At 56.6% G+C, this 22,275-nt stretch carries 17 protein-coding genes; 7 read left to right on the top strand and 10 right to left on the bottom strand.

Features of this window, described 5'->3' with window-relative positions; genetic code table 11:
* Positions 1-191 precede the first annotated feature (191 nt).
* Both NTD87_RS05165 and NTD87_RS05160 read left to right on the top strand, forming a co-directional pair.
* Entirely contained in the window at positions 192-1,973 is a 1,782-nt protein-coding gene (locus tag NTD87_RS05165; protein ID WP_262112342.1) for a type VI secretion system Vgr family protein, read from the top strand.
* Positions 1,974-2,498: 525 nt separating this feature from the next.
* Positions 2,499-2,876, top strand: coding sequence for a DUF6124 family protein (locus NTD87_RS05160; RefSeq protein ID WP_262112340.1), 378 nt, complete (start codon positions 2,499-2,501; stop codon positions 2,874-2,876).
* Between the two features lie 45 nt (positions 2,877-2,921).
* On the opposite strand, the gene NTD87_RS05155 is transcribed toward NTD87_RS05160, so the two are convergent.
* A complete protein-coding gene (locus NTD87_RS05155; RefSeq protein ID WP_262112339.1) occupies positions 2,922-3,788 on the bottom strand; it encodes a LysR substrate-binding domain-containing protein in 867 nt (288 codons plus the stop codon).
* 111 nt (positions 3,789-3,899) lie between these two features.
* On the opposite strand from NTD87_RS05155, the gene NTD87_RS05150 reads away from it, so the two are divergent.
* From NTD87_RS05150 to NTD87_RS05140, 3 genes are all read left to right on the top strand, one after another.
* Complete coding sequence (locus NTD87_RS05150; protein WP_262112338.1) at positions 3,900-5,009, top strand: 2-aminoethylphosphonate--pyruvate transaminase; 1,110 nt, start codon at positions 3,900-3,902, stop codon at positions 5,007-5,009.
* Positions 5,010-5,108: 99 nt separating this feature from the next.
* Positions 5,109-5,936 (top strand): phosphonoacetaldehyde hydrolase, encoded by an 828-nt coding sequence (phnX, locus tag NTD87_RS05145; protein WP_262112337.1) that lies wholly within the window; start codon positions 5,109-5,111, stop codon positions 5,934-5,936.
* A 197-nt stretch (positions 5,937-6,133) separates the two neighbouring features.
* A complete protein-coding gene (locus NTD87_RS05140) occupies positions 6,134-6,691 on the top strand; it encodes a cytochrome b (RefSeq protein WP_262112336.1) in 558 nt (185 codons plus the stop codon).
* On the opposite strand, the gene NTD87_RS05135 is transcribed toward NTD87_RS05140, so the two are convergent.
* The 4 genes from NTD87_RS05135 to NTD87_RS05120 all read right to left on the bottom strand — a co-directional run bounded on the left by NTD87_RS05135 (position 6,678) and on the right by NTD87_RS05120 (position 12,409).
* Complete coding sequence (locus NTD87_RS05135; RefSeq protein WP_262112334.1) at positions 6,678-7,607, bottom strand: 1-aminocyclopropane-1-carboxylate deaminase/D-cysteine desulfhydrase; 930 nt, start codon at positions 7,605-7,607, stop codon at positions 6,678-6,680. The two genes, NTD87_RS05140 and NTD87_RS05135, sit on opposite strands and share 14 nt — an antisense overlap.
* 174 nt (positions 7,608-7,781) lie before the next feature.
* The gene (locus NTD87_RS05130) at positions 7,782-9,821 is read right to left on the bottom strand and encodes an NADPH-dependent 2,4-dienoyl-CoA reductase (RefSeq protein ID WP_262112332.1); all 2,040 of its coding nucleotides are present in this window, start codon (positions 9,819-9,821) and stop codon (positions 7,782-7,784) included.
* A gap of 260 nt (positions 9,822-10,081) precedes the next feature.
* The gene (locus NTD87_RS05125; RefSeq protein ID WP_262112330.1) at positions 10,082-10,447 is read right to left on the bottom strand and encodes a CesT family type III secretion system chaperone; all 366 of its coding nucleotides are present in this window, start codon (positions 10,445-10,447) and stop codon (positions 10,082-10,084) included.
* Positions 10,448-10,453: 6 nt separating this feature from the next.
* Positions 10,454-12,409: a patatin-like phospholipase family protein gene (locus NTD87_RS05120; RefSeq protein ID WP_315975275.1), complete on the bottom strand. Its 1,956-nt coding sequence runs from the start codon at positions 12,407-12,409 to the stop codon at positions 10,454-10,456.
* Between the two features lie 665 nt (positions 12,410-13,074).
* On the opposite strand from NTD87_RS05120, the gene NTD87_RS05115 reads away from it, so the two are divergent.
* Together NTD87_RS05115 and NTD87_RS05110 are read left to right on the top strand one after the other, a co-directional pair.
* On the top strand, positions 13,075-13,458 hold the full coding sequence (locus NTD87_RS05115) for a hypothetical protein (RefSeq protein WP_262112326.1): 384 nt from the start codon (positions 13,075-13,077) through the stop codon (positions 13,456-13,458).
* A 236-nt stretch (positions 13,459-13,694) separates the two neighbouring features.
* Complete coding sequence (locus tag NTD87_RS05110; protein ID WP_262112325.1) at positions 13,695-14,342, top strand: response regulator transcription factor; 648 nt, start codon at positions 13,695-13,697, stop codon at positions 14,340-14,342.
* A gap of 39 nt (positions 14,343-14,381) precedes the next feature.
* Here NTD87_RS05110 and NTD87_RS05105 read toward each other — a convergent pair whose 3' ends face one another.
* The 5 genes from NTD87_RS05105 to NTD87_RS05085 all read right to left on the bottom strand — a co-directional run bounded on the left by NTD87_RS05105 (position 14,382) and on the right by NTD87_RS05085 (position 22,206).
* Positions 14,382-15,587 (bottom strand): EAL domain-containing protein, encoded by a 1,206-nt coding sequence (locus NTD87_RS05105; protein WP_262112323.1) that lies wholly within the window; start codon positions 15,585-15,587, stop codon positions 14,382-14,384.
* Positions 15,588-15,678: 91 nt separating this feature from the next.
* Positions 15,679-19,329 (bottom strand): transporter substrate-binding domain-containing protein, encoded by a 3,651-nt coding sequence (locus NTD87_RS05100; RefSeq protein ID WP_262112322.1) that lies wholly within the window; start codon positions 19,327-19,329, stop codon positions 15,679-15,681.
* Positions 19,330-19,555: 226 nt separating this feature from the next.
* On the bottom strand, positions 19,556-21,085 hold the full coding sequence (locus NTD87_RS05095) for an autotransporter outer membrane beta-barrel domain-containing protein (RefSeq protein ID WP_262112321.1): 1,530 nt from the start codon (positions 21,083-21,085) through the stop codon (positions 19,556-19,558).
* A gap of 154 nt (positions 21,086-21,239) precedes the next feature.
* A complete protein-coding gene (locus NTD87_RS05090; RefSeq protein ID WP_262112320.1) occupies positions 21,240-21,671 on the bottom strand; it encodes a hypothetical protein in 432 nt (143 codons plus the stop codon).
* A 1-nt stretch (position 21,672) separates the two neighbouring features.
* On the bottom strand, positions 21,673-22,206 hold the full coding sequence (locus NTD87_RS05085; protein WP_262112318.1) for a hypothetical protein: 534 nt from the start codon (positions 22,204-22,206) through the stop codon (positions 21,673-21,675).
* Positions 22,207-22,275: the final 69 nt, after the last annotated feature.

Raw genomic sequence — 22,275 nt, 5'->3', positions numbered from 1 at the left:
AGACATCTATTGGCCGACGCTTTGCGCAAGTTTATACGGCAAAAAGTTGGCAATCGACCAAAAAGTGTTGTGAGTGATCGACATCTTCACAACCTGTTGTAGGGTCTTTCTGAAAAGCAGGTTTACGGTGCCTATTGGACGTCGGTGTTTCGTAACCTCTGTGCCCGTACTTCATGGCAGAAGAGTGTTTGATGCACAACGACAAGGAAAGTCCCTTCACCCTGACGCTCACCGAGCTCGCCTTGAGTTTTGAGGTCCGAAAGTTCAGTGGTCGCGAAGCCCTCAATCAGGTCTATCGATTCGACATCGAAATGCTTGGCCCGCAGCCCGCAATGAATCTGGATCAACTGCTGCATCAACCGGCATTCCTGCGCCTGAGCCACAACACCGGCATCCACGGCATCATCCACAGCGCCGGCTTGCAGTACTTCGGTGCGCAGCAGATCGGCTACAGCCTGAGCCTCGTCCCTCGCCTGCTGGCGCTGGAGCAGCACCGCTGTCGAAGGGTATTCCAGCCATTGAGCGTGCCCGATCTCTTGCGCCAATTGCTGGAGGAGCATCGACTGCCACCCGATGGCTACCGCTTTGAATTGCCGAACGGTGAGTATCCGCAGCGCCCGTTTTGCATCCAGTACGATGAAACCGATCTGAACCTGCTGCAACGACTGTGCGAAGAGGAAGGCATCCACTATCACTTCGAACACCAACGCGAGGGGCATGTGCTGGTGTTCGCCGATGACAGTGACAGCTTTGCACAGCGGCCGATCATGACCGCTTTTGACCCTGTCGCACGCCCTACCGAACAGCCGCTGATCAGCCAGCTCTTTCATTGCCATGGCCGGCCAATCACAGGGCCGCAAACGGTTGTCAAGGAACGCGCCAGCGCAGACCTTGCCTCCCCCAACCCCAAAGACGCCGCCAACCATACCTCCCTCGACAATCTGCACCTATCGAGTCGAACCACCCCCGCGCAAGCCCGTCGCGATCAACTCGGCCGTCGTGAGCTTGAGCGCCTGCGCAGCCAGCATCGGCTGATCCAGGGCCAAAGCACTCAACCCGAACTGCTCAGCGGGCGCATTCTGCAAATCACTGAGCATCCGATCCAGCCATTCAACGATCAATGGTTGTTAAGCGAAGTGCTGCACAAGGGCGACCAGACGCGCACCGAGGCGCAAGGCTATTGCAACCAGTTCAAGGCCATTCCCTGGTCAACCGAGTTCCGGCCGGCCCTGAAATCTCCCAAGCCAAACATCACCGGTTACCAGATTGGCCGGGTTCTTGGCCCGCCAGGAAAGCCCTCGCCTCTCGACGCACAGGGGCACATCGAAATCTGTCTGTGGCCGGACCAGCAAAACCGCTTCGGTATTCGGCTGCCCATTGCCCATTCCGGGAATGGATGCCCGACCTTGCCCCTGGCCGGCAGCAAGGTCCACGTGAGTTTCCTCGACGGTGATCCAGATCGGCCGGTGCTCTGCGCAGGCTTCACAGAAGTACAGCCGGACGAACGCCTGCCCGCAGAAACCACCGACACCGTTGCCGCTGAACCGGAGCCACCACCGACCTGCTGGAGCGGCGAGATCTATTTGTTCGAACGGCCTCCCGCCACCACTGAGCGGCTGGCCGACACCACGTGGTACATCGTGCGCATGCCGCGTCCCGGGCTCAAGGAGCTGGGGAACCTCAACCGTGACGATGTGGTGATGACCGGTAAAAGCCGGGCACTGGGCAACCTGTCGCTGACGAATGAACAGAAACAGCACCTGGCCAGCGAGTTCGCCCGTACTCCCGAACAACTCTGCCTGCTGTATCCGGGGCAATGCGTGGCGCTGGCCGATTACTTCCAGCAGTACTGGAACAGCGAACAGCGCCTGAGCTTCATCAACAGCGGCAAACCCGCCAGCGCTCAGCGCCAGAGCATTGAAACCCGCCTGCTGTTCGACTGGTTGGTGAACCGTCCGGACGCTACTCCCTAGGTTCTATTGGCGTTTGGTGATTACAGGGCCGCGCCCGTAGCAGCTGTCGAGCCCGCGAGGCTGCGTTCGGCCGCGAAGCGGTCGTAAAATCAAGCAACACGTTCTGTCAGGTAAACCGCGTACGCAGGATTTGCGAGGACTTCGTCCTCGAACGCAGCCTCGCGGGCTCGACAGCTGCTACGGGTGTTTATACTTGCCGACTCAGCCTTCGTCGCGGGCTACAGCGCCTTGCGTCGTGCCCTACACCTGCGCCAGAATCCGCCGGCTTGTGCGTCTTGGTCGTCGCCTCTATTGTTTCCGTGTCACTGACTATCAGTGATCGGGTTTAGTAGCCCGCGTTAACTTTCCAACGGTTGCATGAGTGTCATCCAGTCAGGTTTCTGCCTGTACTTTATGGTGGCTGTGCGCATGGCGCCCTCGGGCGCGCCGGATTTGGTGGGTTAGCCGGTCTACTAACTTGCGCACAGCTGCCACCCTTTCGTTTAGTAGCGCAATGGTTGCAACCCTACTACAGGATGACCCCCAATGTTCAAACCTACGCCGAATCCTCCAGAAACCGACCCGGTTTCTCCCTACGCCTCCCTCGATTCAAAAGAGCTACACGCCGCCGCACACCGTGCGCTCGATCATTACCTGGTGTTGCCGGAGACCAAGGCATTGCTGGCCGACCGCCGTCCCGGCTGCATTTTCGTCATTGCCCCCGACGTCGACAGTGAAACCCTGCTGGCCCACGCCTGCGAAACCCTCGCCTCGGCCAATGTCATGGCCAGCGATCTGGCGTTTGAACTCGAAGGCCCCAAGCGCAATACAGCACTGGCGATTCAGCAGATGATTTCTCTGGCCGAGTTGGCGGTGAATCGGGCACTGGATCACCTCGATCCACCTGAGCCTGCGATCTTTTGATCTTCGCTTTTAAAAACGAAATCAAAAGATCGCAACCTGCGGCAGCTACACAGAGTTCGGTGCGAGATCGAAAAACGCCTGTATCAAGCGCAAATCCCGCCGCCGTTCCATGCAACCGATCAGGTGCCGGTTGACCAGCCCTTCGCCAATAATCGGCACGGCCCGCACGCGCGGGTCGTGGCTGACTTCCACCGAAGACACCACGCCCACCCCCAACTCGGCCGCCACCGCCTCGGTGACGGCTTCACGGCTGTCCAGCTCCAGCAGCACCCGTGGATTGATCCTGGCCTGAGCACAGGCGTCATCGAAGGTGCGCCGGGTGATCGAACTCGGCTCGCGCAACACCATGATCACTTGATCCAGTTGCTTGAGCGCGATCCCTTCGTGCTGCGTCGACCATGGGTGTCCCTCCGGCACCAGCGCGCAGATCCGTGACTCGCTCAAGGCTTGCAGGTGCAGGCCCTTGCGTGGCTCGACCTCGGTCAGCACCGCCACGTCGGCGTGCTCGGACAACAACGCTGCCAGGGTTTCCTGGGCATTGCCCAGCCGCAGGTTCACGGTGATCCCCGGATACCGCGCACGCAGGCTGGCGAGCATCGGCATGACCAGGTGCGGACCATCCGCCGCCACTTCCAAACGACCGGTCAATAACTGCCGATTGGCCTCAAGCATCACTTGCGCCTCTTCAGCCAGGCCGAACATCGCCCGGGTAATCGCCGCAAGCCTGGTGCCCTCCTCCGTCAGCTCGACCCGCCGTGCGGTGCGCCGCAGCAAGGTGATCTGATAGTGCTCCTCCAGGGCCTTGATATGGCCGGTGACCGCCGGCTGGCTGATGAACAAACGGGCAGCAGCACGGGTGAAGCTGCCTTCACGGGCCACGGCATCAAATGCGCGGAGTTGGAACAGGTTCATAGCTATCGGCCTTACTGATGGCTGGCATAACAACAAACAATTTGATTGATGACTCGCCAAATTGCAATTTATCTCCCGCAGTTTCATCCCACTGATTGCGAGGACACCCGAATGAGTACTGCCGAACCCATCCTGCTCACCCCCGGCCCATTGACCACGTCGCAACGCACCCGTCAGGCAATGATGATGGACTGGGGTTCATGGGATGACCGTTTCAACCAATTGACCGCCAGCCTCTGCGAACAGCTGCTGGCAATCATCAACGGGGCCGACAGCCACCACTGCGTGCCTTTGCAGGGCAGCGGCACCTTCGCCGTCGAAGCCGCGATCGGCACTCTGGTGCCCCGCGACGGTAAAGTGCTGGTGCTGATCAATGGCGCTTACGGCAAACGCCTGGCGAAAATCTGTGAAGTGCTCGGTCGCGCCTTCAGCACCTTCGAAACTGCTGAAGACGAACCGACCACCGCCGCCGACGTCGACCGCCTGCTGCGCGCCGACAGCAGCATTACCCACGTGGCGCTGATCCACTGCGAAACCAGCACCGGGATTCTGAATCCTTTGCCGGAAATCGCCCAGGTCATCGCCCAACATGGCAAACGTCTGATCATCGACGCCATGAGCTCTTTCGGCGCGCTGCCGATCGACGCTCAATACGTGCCGTTCGACGCACTGATCGCAGCCTCCGGCAAATGCCTGGAAGGCGTACCGGGGATGGGTTTCGTCTTCGCCAACAAGTCCGCCCTGGCGAATGCCGCCGGCAACTCCCACTCGCTGGCGATGGACCTGTTCGACCAATACACCTACATGGCCAGGACCGGTCAATGGCGCTTCACCCCGCCGACCCACGTGGTCGCAGCGCTGCACGAAGCGCTGCTGCAATACAACGAAGAAGGCGGCCTGCCGGCGCGGTATCAGCGTTACGCAAACAATTGTCAGGTACTGCTCGATGAGATGGCCAAACTCGGCTTGCGCAGCTTCCTGCCGGCCGCGATCCAGGCGCCGATCATCGTCACCTTCCATGCGCCAAAAGATCCGCGCTACCAATTCAAAGAATTCTACGAACGTGTGAAAGCCAAGGGTTTCATCCTCTACCCGGGCAAATTGACCCAGGTCGAAACCTTCCGCGTCGGCTGCATCGGCCACGTCAATCAGGCCGAGATGCGAGCGGCTGTGGCTGCCATCGCGCAAGTGCTGCGCGAAATGGAAGTCCTCGATATCTGACTTTTCACCGATCCGTAGCAGCTGTCGAGCCCGCGAGGCAGCTGCTACGGATCGAGTCATGGCTTCGCTCATCATTCTCCCCATTACAGGATTTGAAACATGAACTACAACAACCCAACTCAACTGCAAGCCGCCATCCTCGACTGGGCCGGCACCGTGGTCGATTTCGGCTCTTTCGCACCGACCCAGATCTTCGTCGAAGCCTTTGCCGAATTCGACGTCCGGGTGTCCATCGAAGAAGCCCGCGGGCCGATGGGCATGGGCAAGTGGGACCACATCCGCACGCTCTGCGATCAGCCTGAAGTGGCCGAGCGTTATCGCAAGGTCTTCGGTCGTGCGCCGACCGACGATGACGTGACCGCCATCTACAAACGCTTCATGCCACTGCAAATCGAAAAAATCGCCGAGCACTCTGCGTTGATTCCTGGCGCTCTGGACACCATCGCCAACCTGCGCCGACAAGGGATAAAGATCGGCTCGTGCTCCGGTTATCCGAAGCAAGTCATGGACAAAGTCGTCGAACTGGCTGCCGCCAACGGCTACGTGGCTGACCACGTGGTCGCCACCGACGAAGTGCCGAATGGCCGCCCATGGCCGGCTCAGGCCCTGGCCAACGTGATCGCCCTGGGCATCGACGACGTCGCTGCGTGTGTGAAGATCGACGACACCGTGCCGGGCATTCTCGAAGGTCGCCGTGCCGGCATGTGGACCGTCGCGCTGATCTGCTCGGGCAACGCGCTGGGACTGACCTACGACGGTTATCGCGCGCTGGGCAGTGACACCCTCGCCAGCGAACGCAAACGCATTCACGGGTTGTTCGAAGGTTCACGCCCGCATTACATGATCGACACCATCACCGACCTGCCGCAGGTTATCGCCGACATTAACAAGCGTCTGGCCAACGGTGAGATGCCACAAAGCAGCTAATTGGCGCAGCGCGTAGCAAAAAGCGCCGGCCCTTGAACGGGGCTGGCGCTTATTGCTGCCCAATAGTCTGTCGCAGAGCGTTCGTTGAGGCAGAAAGCCTGACCTGACTCAGGCAAATCCACGCAAACAGGATTACAGTTAAGGCACTCCGTCGCATAAGAACGGAGACTTCAGACCTGAAAAGCGAGGAAAACCGTATGCCTTGGAAGAATTCCGAATCACGCTACAGCACCGTATCAATCGCGCTGCACTGGTTGATGTTGGTACTGCTGGCAGTGGTCTACGCCTGTATCGAACTGCGGGGGATGTTTCCCAGGGGCAGTGGCGGCCGAACCCTGATCACGGAAGCGCACTTCATGTTCGGCCTCACGGTGTTCGTGCTGGTCTGGTTACGGCTGTTCGCCCGTAGCCTGGGAAGCGCTCCGAAAATTTTCCCGGCATCGCCCCCATGGCAAACCGTGCTCGCCCGGTTGATGCACTGGGCGCTGTATATTTTCATGATTGCCACGCCGATTCTCGGCTGGCTGGTCACCAGCGCCAAAGGTCAGCAAGTGATGTTCTACGGTGTTGACCTGCCGTTGCTGATCGGGGAAGACAAACCGCTGGCCAAGCAAATCCAGGGCTGGCATCAACTCGCAGGCACCATCGGCTATTGGTTGATCGGCCTGCATGCCGCGGCCGGGCTGTATCATCATTACGTGGTACGCGATAACACCCTGCTGCGGATGATGCCCAAGCGCATCAGCCCTGACTGAAAGGCGCTCCCCGGCGGCCCTGCAAACCGCCGGTGTGCACGAATATCAAGCGCGTACCGCGAACAAAACGCCCGGCTTCGACCTGCTCCTTGAGCGTCAATAGCGCCTTGCCGGTGTACAGCGGCTCCAGCGGGATACCGCTGGCCTGCTCGCAACCTTCGATAAACTCCAGCAGCAGCGGGTCGACGTTGGCGAAGCCGCCGCGACTGCCGTCGAACAGCGCATATCCCCCGTCCGGCAAACCGCATTCGCCGAGAATCGCTTCAACCTGCTGCGCCACGCCATGATCATCGGGCACGGCCAGCACACCATACACCGGATGCCTTCCTGCCTCGGCCAGCACCAGCCCGGCCAGCGTGGTGCCCGTTCCGCAGGCCAGCCACCAGCCATCATGGTCGTTCCAATCCAATTCGCTCAATTGTTCACGGACCAGTGTCAGCAATTGCCCACAACCACGCGCACCGAGTAAACCACCGCCGCCCTCAGGGATCGGATGCAGATGCGGATATTGCGCCTGCCAGGGTTGCCAGAAACCCGGTTCGTGTCGCGCGCGATAACCGCCGTAACCCAACCAGTGCAATTGCATGCCAAACGCCTGCAAATCCTGGACGGTCGGAGTGTCTTGTGGATGTCCGCGCAGCAGGCCGACGGTAGGAAAACCAAAGCGTTTGCCCGCCGCCGCCAGCGCATGCAGATGATTGGACCAGGCGCCGCCCAGACTGATCACACCTTCGGCACCGGCCTCACGGGCCACCCTTAGATGATCAATGAGCTTGAACCACTTGTTGCCAGAGATCAGCGGGTCGATCCGGTCCAGACGCAGTACCGCCACGTCGATACCGGCGTTGGTGAGCCAGTCGAGATGAAGCGGTTCGAGGGGGGGCTGGGGCAGCCAGTCGCTGGAAGGAGAAAGCATTGATGCCGGCTCTTTGGGAAAGAGCCGGCATCTTAGCAGCAGACAGGACGCCATCGCGGGCAGGCCCGCTCCCACAGGGGTTCAGAGTTGAACCACCATTCGGTGAACAACGTCAATCCTGTGGGAGCGAGCCTGCTCGCGATAGCCATTGGCACGCTTAACCTGCGATCACTATCAGAGCTCGGCAGCCAGACGCGAACCCTGATTGATTGCGCGTTTCGCATCCAGCTCGGCCGCCACGTCCGCACCACCGATCAAATGCACGTTCTGCCCGGCAGCCACCAGGCCGTCGTGCAACTCGCGCAACGCGTCCTGGCCGGCGCAGATCACGATGTTGTCCACCGCCAGCAGCTGCGGTTCACCGGTTTCGCCGATGCGGATGTGCAAGCCTTCATCATCGATCTTCAGGTACTCGACACTGTTGAGCATCTGTACGTGCTTGTTCTTCAGCCCAGTACGGTGAATCCAGCCAGTGGTTTTGCCCAGACCGTCGCCAACCTTGGATTTCTTGCGCTGCAACAGGAACACCTGGCGTGCCGGTGCATGAGGTTCGGCCTTGATCCCGGCGACGCCACCGCGGGCCTCCAGGTGAGTATCGATGCCCCACTCCTTCCAGAACGCTTCACGGTCCTGACTGGTGGCGACGCCTTGATGCACGAGGAATTCCGAAACGTCAAAACCGATACCGCCAGCACCGATCACCGCGACGTTCTTGCCGACCGGTTTGCGTTCGAGGATCACGTCCAGATAGCTCAACACCTTGGCATTCTCGACGCCCGGAATCGCTGGCACACGCGGCGCAATACCGGTGGCCAGAATCACCTCGTCATAACCACCGTCCACCAGTTGCGCGACATCGACCCGCGTGTTCAGGCACACCTCGACATTCGTGGTCTGCAGCTTGCGCTTGAAGTAACGCAGGGTTTCGAAGAACTCTTCCTTGCCCGGCACGCGCTTGGCGACGTTGAACTGGCCGCCGATTTCACTGGCGGAGTCGAACAGCGTCACCTGATGACCACGCTCGGCAGCCACGGTTGCCGCGGACAAACCGGCGGGACCGGCGCCGACCACGGCAATTTTCTTGATCTGCTGCACCGGCAGGTAGTTGAGTTCGGTTTCATGGCACGCCCGCGGGTTCACCAGACACGAGGTCAATTTGCCGCCGAAGGTGTGGTCCAGGCAGGCCTGGTTGCAACCGATGCAGGTATTGATTTCATCAGCGCGACCGGCAGCGGCCTTGTTGACGAACTCCGGGTCGGCGAGGAACGGCCGCGCCATCGACACCATGTCGGCATCACCTTCGGCAAGGATCTGCTCGGCGACTTCCGGGGTATTGATCCGGTTGGTGGTGATCAGCGGAATATTCACTGAACCACGCAGCTTGGCCGTGACCTTGCTGAACGCAGCACGTGGAACCTTGGTGGCGATGGTCGGAATCCGCGCTTCATGCCAGCCGATCCCGGTGTTGATGATGGTTGCGCCCGCGTGCTCGATGGCCTTGGCCAACTGAACGATTTCTTCCCAACTGCTGCCACCTTCCACCAGATCGAGCATCGACAGGCGGAAGATGATGATGAAGTTCGGGCCCACCGCTTCGCGTACTCGACGGACGATTTCCACGGGCAGGCGCATACGGTTTTCGTAGCTGCCACCCCAGCGGTCGGTGCGGTGGTTGGTGTGGGCGGCGAGGAACTGGTTAATGAAATAACCTTCGGAGCCCATGATCTCGACGCCGTCGTACTCGGCTGTTTGCGCCAGCGTCGAACAGGTGACGAAGTCGCTGATCTGCTTCTCGATGCCTTCCTCGTCCAGTTCTTTGGGCTTGAACGGGTTGATCGGTGCCTGGATCGCACTCGGCGCAACCTGCTTCGGACTGTAGGCATAACGCCCGGCGTGGAGGATCTGCATGCAGATCTTGCCACCGGCCTCGTGCACCGCACGGGTGACGATCCGGTGCTTGAGCGCTTCTTCCTCGGTGGTCAGCTTGGCTGCGCCGGAGTAAACACCACCCTCATCGTTCGGGCCAATACCGCCGGTCACCATCAGGCCAACGCCGCCGCGAGCACGTTCGGCAAAGTACGCCGCCATGCGTTCAAAACCACCGGGCTTTTCCTCAAGGCCAGTGTGCATCGAACCCATCAGTGTACGGTTGCGCAGCGTGGTAAAACCCAGGTCCAGCGGGGCCAACAGGTGCGGGTAATGAGCGGCGGTCATTGGTAGCTCCACAACGAACAATCACGGAAAAAGTGCGGGCGCTCTTTGGCGTCCATCGTTTATGTGCCACAGACTAAGAGCAGGCTCGTCATCGCTCAATGACCGTAACTGACAACTTATTGATCCAAATGCGCAGCACCGCTTGGCATTCATCGACATGGAGCCTACCCTGGTCGGCGAACCCTGCATGACTTTTCACTGGGACAAGTCTGAAGTAGCTACCGATATGCTCAGGCCCTTTAGACAACCGGATGACACGCTCAAGACACTGGCTGAGGGCTGAGAACGGTATATCCCTGGCAAAGCTTGCCATACCACTCATTCAACGTAGGCACGTCTACCTGCCCCTCCTGTGCCTCCACCCAAAGCACCAGTTCACCCGCCCCATCAGCGGTCAATCGCACAGGATAGAGTGGCGAGAACGGACTGTTGACCTGAAGGAGCTGCAACAAAACACCCTGCTGCAAGGGGTGCGGTAAAGCTCCCACGCGCATCGCCATCAACCATCCACCTTGCATCTTCTCCAGCACCAGCTCGGGACCGTCCGCCACTTGTAACCGGCAGGCCTCCACATACGAAGTAGGTAACGTCAGGTTCCACTGCTCCAACCACTTTTGCATCGTCATAAGTTCTTACTCCGCTACTCGCCAGGCCTGGGCCATTTCAATGGTTGTGGAGTGCAAGGGCTTACTCCAGGGTTTATTGCGCGCCGCATAATTGTCGACGATATCGTCCAGCACCTGATTGACCTGGACCGATGTGGTGGCCCGTGCCAGGTTGTGTTCCGCGCGGCGTAGCAGTGCCACGTTGGAATCAGGCTGTCCGGGACGATATAAGGATGGGACGATGACTTCTTTACGTATGTTCTCGGCAATCACCGCGATATCGCGTTTTTGCATCTCGCTGTCGGCAGCCTTCAGCACCGACGACTCGACGGCTTGACCACGCATCGTCCCCAACAACTGCTGGTAATTCGCGTTGTCAGCGCGATTGAGCTCCTTGACCAGCCACTCCTGACGAATCGGGGTGCAAGCCAGCGCATCCAGCTGGGTGAGCGCGTCACGCATCTCGCCTGTCAATTGCAGTCGTCCCGCAGCTTCGCTACCCGAGACGATGGCAGCCGTCAGTTGCGAGAGACCTTCGCGGGCCGCCAGGCGAAACCCGATCACGGCATCCGTGCCCCCTGGATGCTGAGCCGCGATGCTTTCAAGCATCTCGTCATCCAGAGCCATCAACGCTTCTTCCACTGAGGCAAAATTGTACTGTTCGCGAGCCTGAGCGCGACTGTCGAGATGAGCATCGACTGCTTGTTGCAGACGCTCCTGCAGGTGGTTCTTGATGTCATCCGGCATGCTGAAGTTCAGGGTTCCGCCGAGCGTAGTACTGAAGTCTCCTTTCTCCGTCTTCAGCGGCACCACAACTGTCTGATCCGTAAATGCCTCCAGTGCTTCTTGCTGTAAGGCTCCGCGCGCGGCAACGGGCGCCCCCACCACCCAATCCACAGCCGCCTGGATTTTTGTGCCGCGATCGCTGACGGCGGTCTCTGCCTCTTCAAACTTGAGAATCAGGTTGTCGGATTGGCGCAAAGGACTGTTCGAAAATTGTCGATCGAACATCTCGGGCACCGGCACATTCAACATGACGCCGCCGTCCTGGAAAAACGTGCGCTCGCCTTGTGCCTGAAAGGGTTGGTCCTGTTCACTGACCTGCTTGAACACCCCGGGAAAGGAGCCCGAAATGTGCGCGGCACGAGCGATGCTCATATCTGGCGTCAAGCTCGCATTGAACACGACCATCTGCGGTCGTCCCTCGAACATCGCCGTACCGGTGATGTTCAGCGATTTGATCTGAGGGATGCGCTGACTGAGCAAGTCCAGATCGCCAAAGGTCACAGGTCCTCCCTTCTCCAGTTTTTGCGCGATGGCGACGACAGCAGGCTCACGCCCGACGGTCGGGTTAGCCGCGATCTGATTGAGCACGGATTTGCTCGACTCCTCCCGTAAAACTTTTTCCAGCGGAACGGCTTCGGACTGGATTCGCGGCAACACGTTGAGTAATAGTTGAGTAAATCCGCCCACCACAGGAAGGGGCTGAGCCAAGGCACCGACTTCGGTGCAGATATGCTGGAACAATTTGTGTGTCTTGTTGGAGCTATCCAGCAGTGAGATCAAGTCCATTGCGTCAGAGAGCGCCTTAAAGGCCGATGCCCCCATACCTGACGCCAGCAAGGCTGCTGTGATGCCACCGGCAGACGAACCGGACATGGTGCGGATACCGTCGAGCGCGCCCTTGTCTTCAAGCGCCTTGATCGCTCCCGGGTAAGCCGCCCCCTTGGCCCCACCGCCACTGAGTACCAGGCTGGTCAAAGGCGGACGGCTGAGCTCGAGCTGTGCAACGCCATTGTCGAAATGGCGCAGGGTGAGCTGGCGCGACCCTGCCTGGTCTGCAAGAACCCGTGCCTGCCCCTGAGGCTGCGGCGTTACCAGACGGGCATGGCCGATATCGGGAAGTTGCCGGCTGATGGCAATGCCGACCGTACTTTTCAGAGCCGCGCTCAAACTCTGCCCTGGCAGGTCAGCGAACAGCACCGCCTTGGTCGCCTGCTGACTCCGGGCACGAGCGACTTCCAGCGATTGATCCAGACCGGTAAGTGGACTGACTGATGACTGAACTTTCATGTCTGCTCCTGTAGAACCCATGTTCTTTCTTGGAGCAAATGCTAGAGGAGCCGCCCTTCAGGTTCTTTTAGTATTGGACGCATTCTTATTAATTTAGAAGGTGTTAACCGGGGTCGAGCTCACCAGACCGGTGTCCACCCCGGTTTCAACGCGGCCAACTTGCCATCGATGCTGGCATCGATGATCGCGCCATACGCCTTCTGCTGAGTTGGCCTCTGTCAATGATGTGGGATCCAGTTAGCGGTTATCGGGAGGCCGAATCCATCAACTTTCAAGCGACCAAAGCTCACGTCGATCGTTTGATGAAGCGAGAGTTGAGTGCGCTGGATAATCAATTAATTCTCGGGGAAATCAACATGAAGGTCTATGTACTGAAAAAGCGTCAGCTCGAACAGAAGTATACCTATAGTTTGTAGCGCTCAACATCCGAGCGGCTATGACTGACACTGTATTCGTTCAATTGCCCCCTCTCTCTTTTTGGCTCTTCAGGGAGTCCCGGAAAACACAGAAACAAGAACGCCGATTTGATTGATGCTGTTCGTGCGAACAAACACATCTAATAAACCGGCGCTCTTATGCCAGACACTAATACTTTTCTTCCTTTTTTGGATGGCTTTTCTGTCGTCACGATCAAGCCTGATGGTAACGCTCTACGGGTCGATCTGACGCCTCATGCCACACGCTTCCCTGCCTGTGGCGGCTGCCACAAGCCTTGTTCGACGACCCATGAGTATTGCGAGCGAGTCGTTCGTGATTTGCCCATTCTTGGCCGTCCGGTACGCTTCAACGTGTTCGGCGCGTTTGCTGTCGTGACTATGGCAAACGAATGGAAGCAGTCAGCTGGCTGGATCACTATGCCTGCCTGGCCGACCTGTTACCCAAGCCTGCGAGCGGCCTCCAACCCTGCATTGGAGCACCGCGCGACTACTGAAGCGTCGTTGTTTGCAGGCTACTTTTAGGCGCTCAGCCAAAAGCGCGACCACGGTGCTTGATGATGGATGAGTTCGCACTGTTCAAAGGGTATCGTTACGCCAGTGTTGACTCTTTACCGCGCTATCTATGACACCAGAACAATACATATGTTTCCAGGCGCCCTCCATTGCGCATCTTTATAAAATCACATCCATGACGAAAAGCTACTTTACTGATCTCGCCCTCGCCCCTAGACTTGAGCAATCTAAAAAAGGGTCCTCACATGTCATTACGCATAATTCTGGCCGATGATCATCCTATTTTTTTACTTGGACTAGGTGCTGTCCTGAGCAAAAGCAAGGACTTTTTTATAGTTGGAGAAGCCACTTCGCCTAAAGAGTTATTGGAGTTACTCGCTCAAGAGGACTGCGACCTGCTCGTAACCGACTTCATGATGCCGGCTGACAACCAGAATGATGGGCTAAGGCTCATTGAGCGAGTCAGGCGGCTACACCCGACACTTCCAATCATTGTCGTTACCATGCTCCATAATCCAGCACTGTTCACCTCAATCCTGGCGCTGGGTGTCAAAGGCTTGTTGAGCAAGTCCAGTCTTTCCCACGAGTTGCCCACAGCCATTAAGGCTGCCAGTGTGGGCAGGCTATATATCGCCCAATCCGTGAAAAATGCTATCGAGATGGTCGGTGGGTGCGGCGCGGATCATCTCGTTCAGAAAGAAGAACTTTCGCCTCGAGAGCTCGAAGTCATACGGCTCCTAGCTTCGGGGTTAGCCTCAAGGGAAATTGCCAAGCTGCTCAATCGTAGTAAACAGACGGTTAGTGCGCAAAAAGTCAGTGCCATGCGCAAGCTGGGGATCACTAATGATGCTGCATTTTTCATTTATGCTCAGGAGCACGGCCTGCTCTCCTGACAAGGAGAATCACCCGGACATTAACAACCCTGCGGCTTTCTACCCTGGAAAAGCCTGAGCATGTTGAATCAACCACTGCGCCAAGTTCTTCTCGCTCATCGGACGCGCAATAAAGTAGCCTTGTACACATGGCTCACCTAGCAAACTGAGAGCCTGGTAATCATCCAGGCTCTCAACGCCCTCGACTGTCACCGTGAGTCCCATCCGCCTAGCCATGATAAGCGCCCCCTCGACAATGGCCCTCAAACGCACGTCACGCCCCATACCCGTCACGAATTCAGCAGGTACTTTCAAGTCTGAAATGGGCAGTTCAAACAGTCGCTGCATATTCGAAGCCCCCGTGCCGAAATCGTCGATAGCCACTTTGCAACCGCTCATCCGTAACCGTGTCAGCGACTCGATCCGTGCGGGTGAAGAGGTCGAGAATACGCTCTCGACAATTTCGAGTGTCAGCACTTCGGGCGAAAGAGCGTATTTAGCGACTAACGCCAGGACTCGCCTGGAAAAGTCGCGCTGAAGAAGCACTTCAGGCGAAATGTTAACAGCAACCGGCAATGCCGAACCATCCTGTAACTCTTGACGAGCCGCAACACTCAACGCTTGCTCGAGCATAAACCACATTAACTGATCAGAAAGTCCCGCGCTTTCAATGACGGGCAAAAATTGAGCCGGCGATAACATACCCAACGTCGAATGCGGCCAACGCACCAGTGCCTCCACTCCCACAACCAAACCATTCATGGCAACTTTCGGTTGAAAATAGGCGACCAGCTCGCTCTCCTGTAGCGCCTTGGTTACTTCCTGCACCGTAACCACCTTCTGTGAATAGAACGCAGACCGAAGATCCTCCTGTGGACGGGGCTGCGCCATGAACTTGTCGAACAACACACGAAAATGCGAGGAGGAAGCGGGTTTCTCCAGGTAGCCCAGCACAGATATACCAGACTCATGCGCCATACGCGCCACGCAGGAAAGGATGCCCACTTCAGAGCTACTGACGATAATCAGAGCACCCGCGTAGTCGGTCTCGCTCAAATATCGGATGAAGTCCAGCCCATCGGCGCCCTTCATCTGCAAATCGCAGATTGTGATATCCACATGGCGATGCCGCTCCAACAGTTGAGTTGCGCTGTCTGCGCTGTCGGCCATGAGCACATTGGAAACACCAATGGAGTTCAACATCCGACACATGGCCATCATCTGGAAGGGTTGGTCTTCAAGAAGCAACACTTTAAGCGATTTCATAAGAACACTCGTGCACGCGCGCGCATCCAATATCAAGGGGGAAGCGCTCTTACTTTACCGATACCCAACTATAGAACGGATAGGATAAGTCCTAATCAAGGTTGTTGATCCGCTGCGCCTGCAGATGACGGGCGATCCCCGCATCCAGCTTCTGCAAAGCGCTCAACAAAGCATCCCAAGATGGCTTCAGCTCCGAGGCAACCAGTCTGGCCTGTGTATCCATCTTTGCGCAGGCCTGGGCGACAGCAACCGCATTGACCAGACAAGCAGCGCCCTTGAGACGGTGCAGTGAGTCCTGAATACCCAATCGGTCATTCTTGGCAAGAGCATCCGTCAGATGCTCGATTTCATCGCGGATATTCTTACGCAGCTCTGTCAGTAACTGTGTGGCAATCTCGGTATCAGCCTGAGTCAACTGACGGACTTCCTCGAGATCAAACTCATTCGGCAACTGCTCTTCAGGCAACATGGCCGCCAATGTTTGCGACAACTGATTAAGCGTGACGGGCTTGACCAGAAGTTTATTCATCCCGGCTTCAAGGCACCTGGACTCTTCATCAGCCAAAGCGTTAGCCGTGAAACCAACGATAGGGCAAAGCCCCACGCGGCGTTCATCACCCTCGCGCTTTCGGATGGTTTGCGCCAGAACGTAGCCATTCATGACGGGCATATTGCAATCGGTTATCACCACATCGAAGTCGCCCTGGAGCCACGCCTCGAAGGCCTTGGCCCCGTCCTCCACGGCCGTTACGTCATGCCCGAGGAACTTGAGCTGCTGAGCCAGCACCAGACGATTGGCGGGAAAATCATCGGCAATGAGCACATCCAGCCCCCGAACAGTTGGGCGCTGTACCGGGATCGCGCCAGACAGCAGGCCTGGAGAAGAAACACGCTCAAGCTCCAATTCGATCAAAATCCGCGTCCCTAACCCCGGCTCACTGTGGACTCGTATCTTGCCCCCCATCAACTCGATCAAATGACGAGAGATGCTTAACCCCAGTCCAGTCCCTCCATATTCCTGGGCAGTCATCCGGCTGGCCTGGACAAAGGGCTTGAAAATCTCTTCTTGAGTGACTGTCGAAATGCCAATACCACTGTCCTCGACAGCCATACTCAATCGACAATGCCCGGCCTCCGACGCCAGCATCTGCAGACGAATCCGCACAAAGCCTTCTTCGGTAAACTTGATGGCATTACCCACCAGGTTATGCAGCACCTGACGCAAACGCAGAGGGTCAAGCAAATACCAACCTTTCGCTGCCGTAGCAAAATGCATTTCGAGCTTGAGCGTTTTTTGCTTCGCCTTGCCCGAAAACATATTGACTACACCTTCAATCAAAGGCTGCAAGGACGTCGGCACGAGAGTCAGCTCCAAATGCCCCGCTTCAATCTTGGCAATATCCAGAGTGTCACCAATCAGTCCGATCAGAGTCTGGGCGGACTCATGTGCCACCTGCAGAGACTCTGAGCTCGTGTGACCCTCAGCGGCGGCCTGCTCGATTTCCAGCTCCAGCAAACCGATAATTGCATTCATCGGCGTTCGTATCTCATGGCTCATGGTCGCCAGAAAATCGCTTTTTGCACGACTGGCCTGTTCGGCCTTGACTTGTGCTTGCTGCAGCTCCATTTCGAGTCGCTTACGCTCGGTAATATCGATCCACCCGCCGAGTAATCCTTGCAACTGTCCGTCGGCACTGTAGAACGGAACCGTCCATTGATAGGTAAAAATGGTTTCACCATGCAACTCCAGTTGCCGGTCGATGAATTGCTCCTCCCCCTGCTCCAGTAACCGTAGGTAGTCCGCATGTATCTGCTGAGCAGCCACAGGTGACAGAGCCTCAAGGTCAAGCACTCGCGTTCCCAATAGTTCATTTAGAGACATCGAGAGACTGGCTTCATAACTGCGATTACAACTGAGCAGGCACCCTTCCCGATCTCTCACATAAACAGGATTGGGAATCCCATCAAGCAAGGAGTGTTGAAAGGCCAGTTGATCCTGTAAACGGGACTCGACCTTGAGACGCTCTCGGATCTGGTACTGCAAGCGCCTGTTCCAAAGTATGGAGAGCAGCGCCATCAGGAGCACAAGGGCTGCTGTCTGGTACACCCACAAAGGGATTCTTTGCCAGACAGAAGACAGTATGCCGGCCTTGCTAAGCCATTTAACCTGAATGGCACGTAGTTCAGTGATCGACAATGAGTCGAGCGACTTATTCAAGATGCTCAATAACTCTTCTTCACCCTTTACAACCGCGAATTGCAAAGGGGCGGGCCTGATATCGACACTTCGCCCAACTTTAAGCTGCCCCCTGTAATAGCGATTGACAAAGAAGTACGCCGGCCCCTGCGAACTGATGACTGCATCCGCCTGGCCTCGGGCAACCATATCCATACCGTCCCGGGTGGACGGCACGGGAAGCAAGGTGATTTGCGGAAAGTGTTCGCGAATCCTCGCCTCAAGAGCATGCCCCTTTGACAACGCTACTCGCTTGCCTATCAGCTCAGCCAGGTCAACCGGGCTTTTTTCATCAGCCCTCACCACAAACATCCAACCTTGCGAGCCGAAAGAGTGACTGAAGTCCAGGTAGTTCTTACGTCCTGGCGTGGAGACAAATGTGGTCACCATCTTGGCTTTGCCTGAACGCAACTGTTCCTCACGTTGTTTGACAGACACGCCCTCAATGAAAGAAAAATGCAGCCCTGTCTTTCGCGTAATTGCATTCAATATTTCTATATGCAAGCCTACCCAGTGTCCGGCCTCATCTTTATAAGCATAGGGTGGGTGTTCTGATATTACGACCGGTACAACGGTATTGTTTTTAACCCAGGCGGACTCTCGCTGACTTAAGCTCAGCGTGTCATCCAAAAGTTTCAAGCCAACGCCCGAAGTCCATTGCCGGAGAATGTCTTGCCGGACCCTGTCGGGAATACGCTCAAGCGCACTATCGAGTAACGTCAACAAGCGCTCATCCGCGGCACGAGTGGCGAAAGCAAAACCCTGCACGGGTAAATCCGCATCCCATTTTATCTGCACATCCAGAAATGGGTTGCTGGCAATAAACAAACTGGCCGAAATCTCATCGTCGATCAGTGCATCGACTGTCCCATCGGCCAGTCGATCAAAAGCCTGGGAGACATCATCAACAACGGAAATCTCACTATGAGGATAATGAGCCTTAACCACTTCAAGGTCAGCGTAGTCATCAAGGATGACTATTTTCTTTCCATTCATATCGATGTTCAGCGTCGAATCACCAGCCCTGCCAATCATCACTGGCTGCTCTCTTACATACGGCTCGGTAAAGCGAAGATCCTTGAACTGTCGTTCGAATCCTGTGGTCGTTGCCAAGATATCTATGTTGCCCGCTTGCAATGCCTTGATGGCATCCCGCTGGTACTCAAAGCCCTTCACCACTACTTCAGATCCAAGCGCCAGACTCATGATCCCCAAATAGTCCGCCCCTATACCCTCCCACTCTCCTAGATCATTGACGTTATCGATCGGCGCATAGTCTGACCCGACCACCCCGACCCGTAGTTGACCACGCTGTTTCAGCCACGCCGAATCATCCGGACTCAGGGAAACCGTGTACTCAACATGAGGGTACGCTTGCGCCCTTAGTAGAAGCTGCGCTTCCTTGCCATGGGCGTACGGCATGAGCAATCCACTCAGGATCGATAGCAGTGTCAATACCGTTCGGACCAGGCCGCCTACCAAACGTTCCGTGTTCAACCTGCTCATTGATCCCCCTTGAATTTCACCCGAATGACCGGAAAAACAACATGAATCGCGGCTACAAGTGCTTGATATTCATACGATCGAAGTAAAGTTGAAGCCATTTACTTGCATTGGTGAGCAACACGCCGGTCATTTTTCTATTTTAACTGGCACGACGTTCAGCATGACAGATAAAGATAATCTGAAAAAAAGCCCGCCGAAGCGGGCCAAAACCTAGGAGCAAACTACTTTAGAAGTCGTAACGAACCTTTGCCTGGACAGTGTCGGCCTTGAAGTCCTGCCTGGCCTGATAGTCATAGCTCAAGCCCAAGTTGACCGCGCCCAGACGGTAGCCCACGCCCATACCCACTTCATAGCTGTTACGCGCCTGCTGGGCACCGGTGGTCACAAATGACGGACCGCCGACCACATAGGTGGAGTTGACACTGGCGGTATCGGCAGCAAAATCGTGATAGGCCATCGCGGTGACTTGCGGTTCAAGCGTACCCCGGCCCAGTGCGAAGCTCCCCAGCAGTCGAACACCGGTCCCCAGTTCCAACGCTTCGACGTTCTGGCCCCCGGTATTCAACGCCAACGGTGCACCCCTTTCCGTGAACCCCTTGAGCGCTACCCGGCTGTAGCGGCCAGCAACGCGAGGTTCGAGCGTCAGTCCGGGGGCCAGATCAAAACCGTAACCTGCCATCACATTCAAGCCAAACAGGTCACTGTCATAACTGCCCTTTGCCAGGCTGCCCACGACATGGCGCTTGGAGTCATTCGAGTTACGCCCCAAGGTCATGCTGCCATCCGCGAAAAATGCGTCCTGTTCATAACCACCATACAGGGTCAGCGCCTGACCACTGACATGGGTGGAGTTGCCATTTTCGCTTTTAACATCGGTGTTTACGCTGCTGAATGCCAGGCCAAGCGTTACCTCTTCGCCCAACTTGCCATCGACACCAACAGCAATGCCTCGGCTGTCAGCCGTGAAACCGGCAATGCCGGCACGCTGATTCTGGTCAGCCTTGCTGCCGAGCGCTTGTACCCAAACGCCGGTTCCACCCATACCCTCGCCCGAAGACAGACCACGGCGCAGACCACTGCTACGGGCACCAATCGCACCGCTGGTGAGTTTTTGCACCGACATCGCCGCCAGAGCTGCTGCACCATTCACTTCTGGCAACAGCTCCTTGGCGATAGCCGTCATCTCGGCGGAGGTTTTACCTTCCAGCTGTAGTCCAAACGCGTCAGCCACCTCATCGTTAGTTTCGGCCACGTGGGCCAATGCGCGCACAGCGGCCCCGATATTGGTGCCTTTATTTTCAGCCAGGAACTGACTTAGCTCGCTATTGATATTGTCTGTAACCGGCTCTGCTGGTACTACCAGGTCTACTGCAGCTACAGGATCTAGTGAAACCACCGGAACCACTGGAGCTACTGGAATCTGTATATCCTGCTTCAACTCAGCGTGCTCACGCTTTGCGTTTTCAAGAAATCTTATTTTGTCTACAATGTTATTGCGCTGAACTTCAGTTAATGCTTTTGCCCGGAGCAGCTCCTTAGCTTGTAACGATCCAAGCAGGCTATTACCGATGTCTTTATTCAGCTTTTTAATGTGTTGATCCAGCTCGAATTTATGCTTACGAAACTGCGCCAACTCAACATGGCTATATTGTGTCCACACTTTAGCATCCGGGGTTATCGAGCCAGTAGAAGCAGCAAGAGCAGGCATCGAAATCGTAACAATGGAAAGTGCGATCAGTGTTTTACGGAACTTCAAAGTATTTCCCTCTAATTAGCCAAGACAAAATAACTGATGGCCGAATCATAGGGAAAAGCTGGCAGCATGAACTTAAGACAAGTCCGAATGCGAATAACTTTATGAACAAAAAAAGGGGCAGGCATTTTATATCCCCACCCCTAAACCCGATCCCTTACTCCGACACTGATCGCTTCGATATCAACGGATAAACCAGCCAGGGCTTGCCATCGACCTCCTGCCACGACGCACCTTTCGCCTCCAGAACACTGGCAAGCCGCTCACGAACCCGATTGAGCTCCGGGTTCGCTACGCTCTCAATGAACATCCCTCGGACCGCGTGCAGTTGCTGGACGTTGCGCTCGATCCGGTGAATCAAATGGACGAACTGAGCGACCGCTCCACTCGTCCCTTGAGCCCCCTCTTTGGCGGTGAAATCGCAAACGATCAACGTATCCTCTTCAAGCCGGTAGACCAGTTCCAGATCACCCAGGCAAACCCGCCAGCCGATGACGAAGTCGCTGCTTTCAAAATAGGCGACTTCTGGTTGCAAGCCTTGTGACCTTAGAAACTGCGTGACGGGATCAACAGATTTAAGTGCCTGCATGTCACCTCGCCCTCATTTGCACTGCGTTCGCCATGCGCTCATAGAGCCCGACCAGCTCGCGCGTTGCATCGCGCAACTGACGTGAAGCCTCGGCAGCACGGTCAGCGGTGGCCGCAAGGGTTTTCGCGAAATTATCCGCGGCATTGGCCTGAAACTCACCCAACAGCTGTGCCTGCTGAGCCTCACGGCTAGTGCCCGCAGCCGCAACTGCGCCAGCCCCTTCAGTAGCTTTACCCAATCCGGTGGTGGCCGAGGAGGCCAATTGGCTACCCGTCAGAGCACCGCCAAAACTGACGACCCCAGACACAATCTGACTGACTGCGTTTGTCATCGCCGCGTTGTAAGTGAGCTCGATCGCCTCTTGCTTGGTCTCCATCGAGGTCATTTGTTTCGCGAATGCAGTTTGCTGCATATCGTCGTGAAACCCGCGCAGGGTATCGCGCATCTCGATATTCATTTTCTTCATCAGCAAGATGATTTCGTTGATCCGCGAGAAAGCACCATCACCCGTGTCAGAAGTCCGAGTGATCCCCATGTCCTGCATCGGCGCTGACGCCACCAACGGTTTGCTATTAACTGTAGTCATCGTTTTTTTCTCCTGATG

Origin of the sequence: Pseudomonas sp. 6D_7.1_Bac1, assembly GCF_025465945.1 — a bacterium.
Classification (GTDB): domain Bacteria; phylum Pseudomonadota; class Gammaproteobacteria; order Pseudomonadales; family Pseudomonadaceae; genus Aquipseudomonas.
This window is presented reverse-complemented; position numbering and strand designations above follow the sequence as displayed.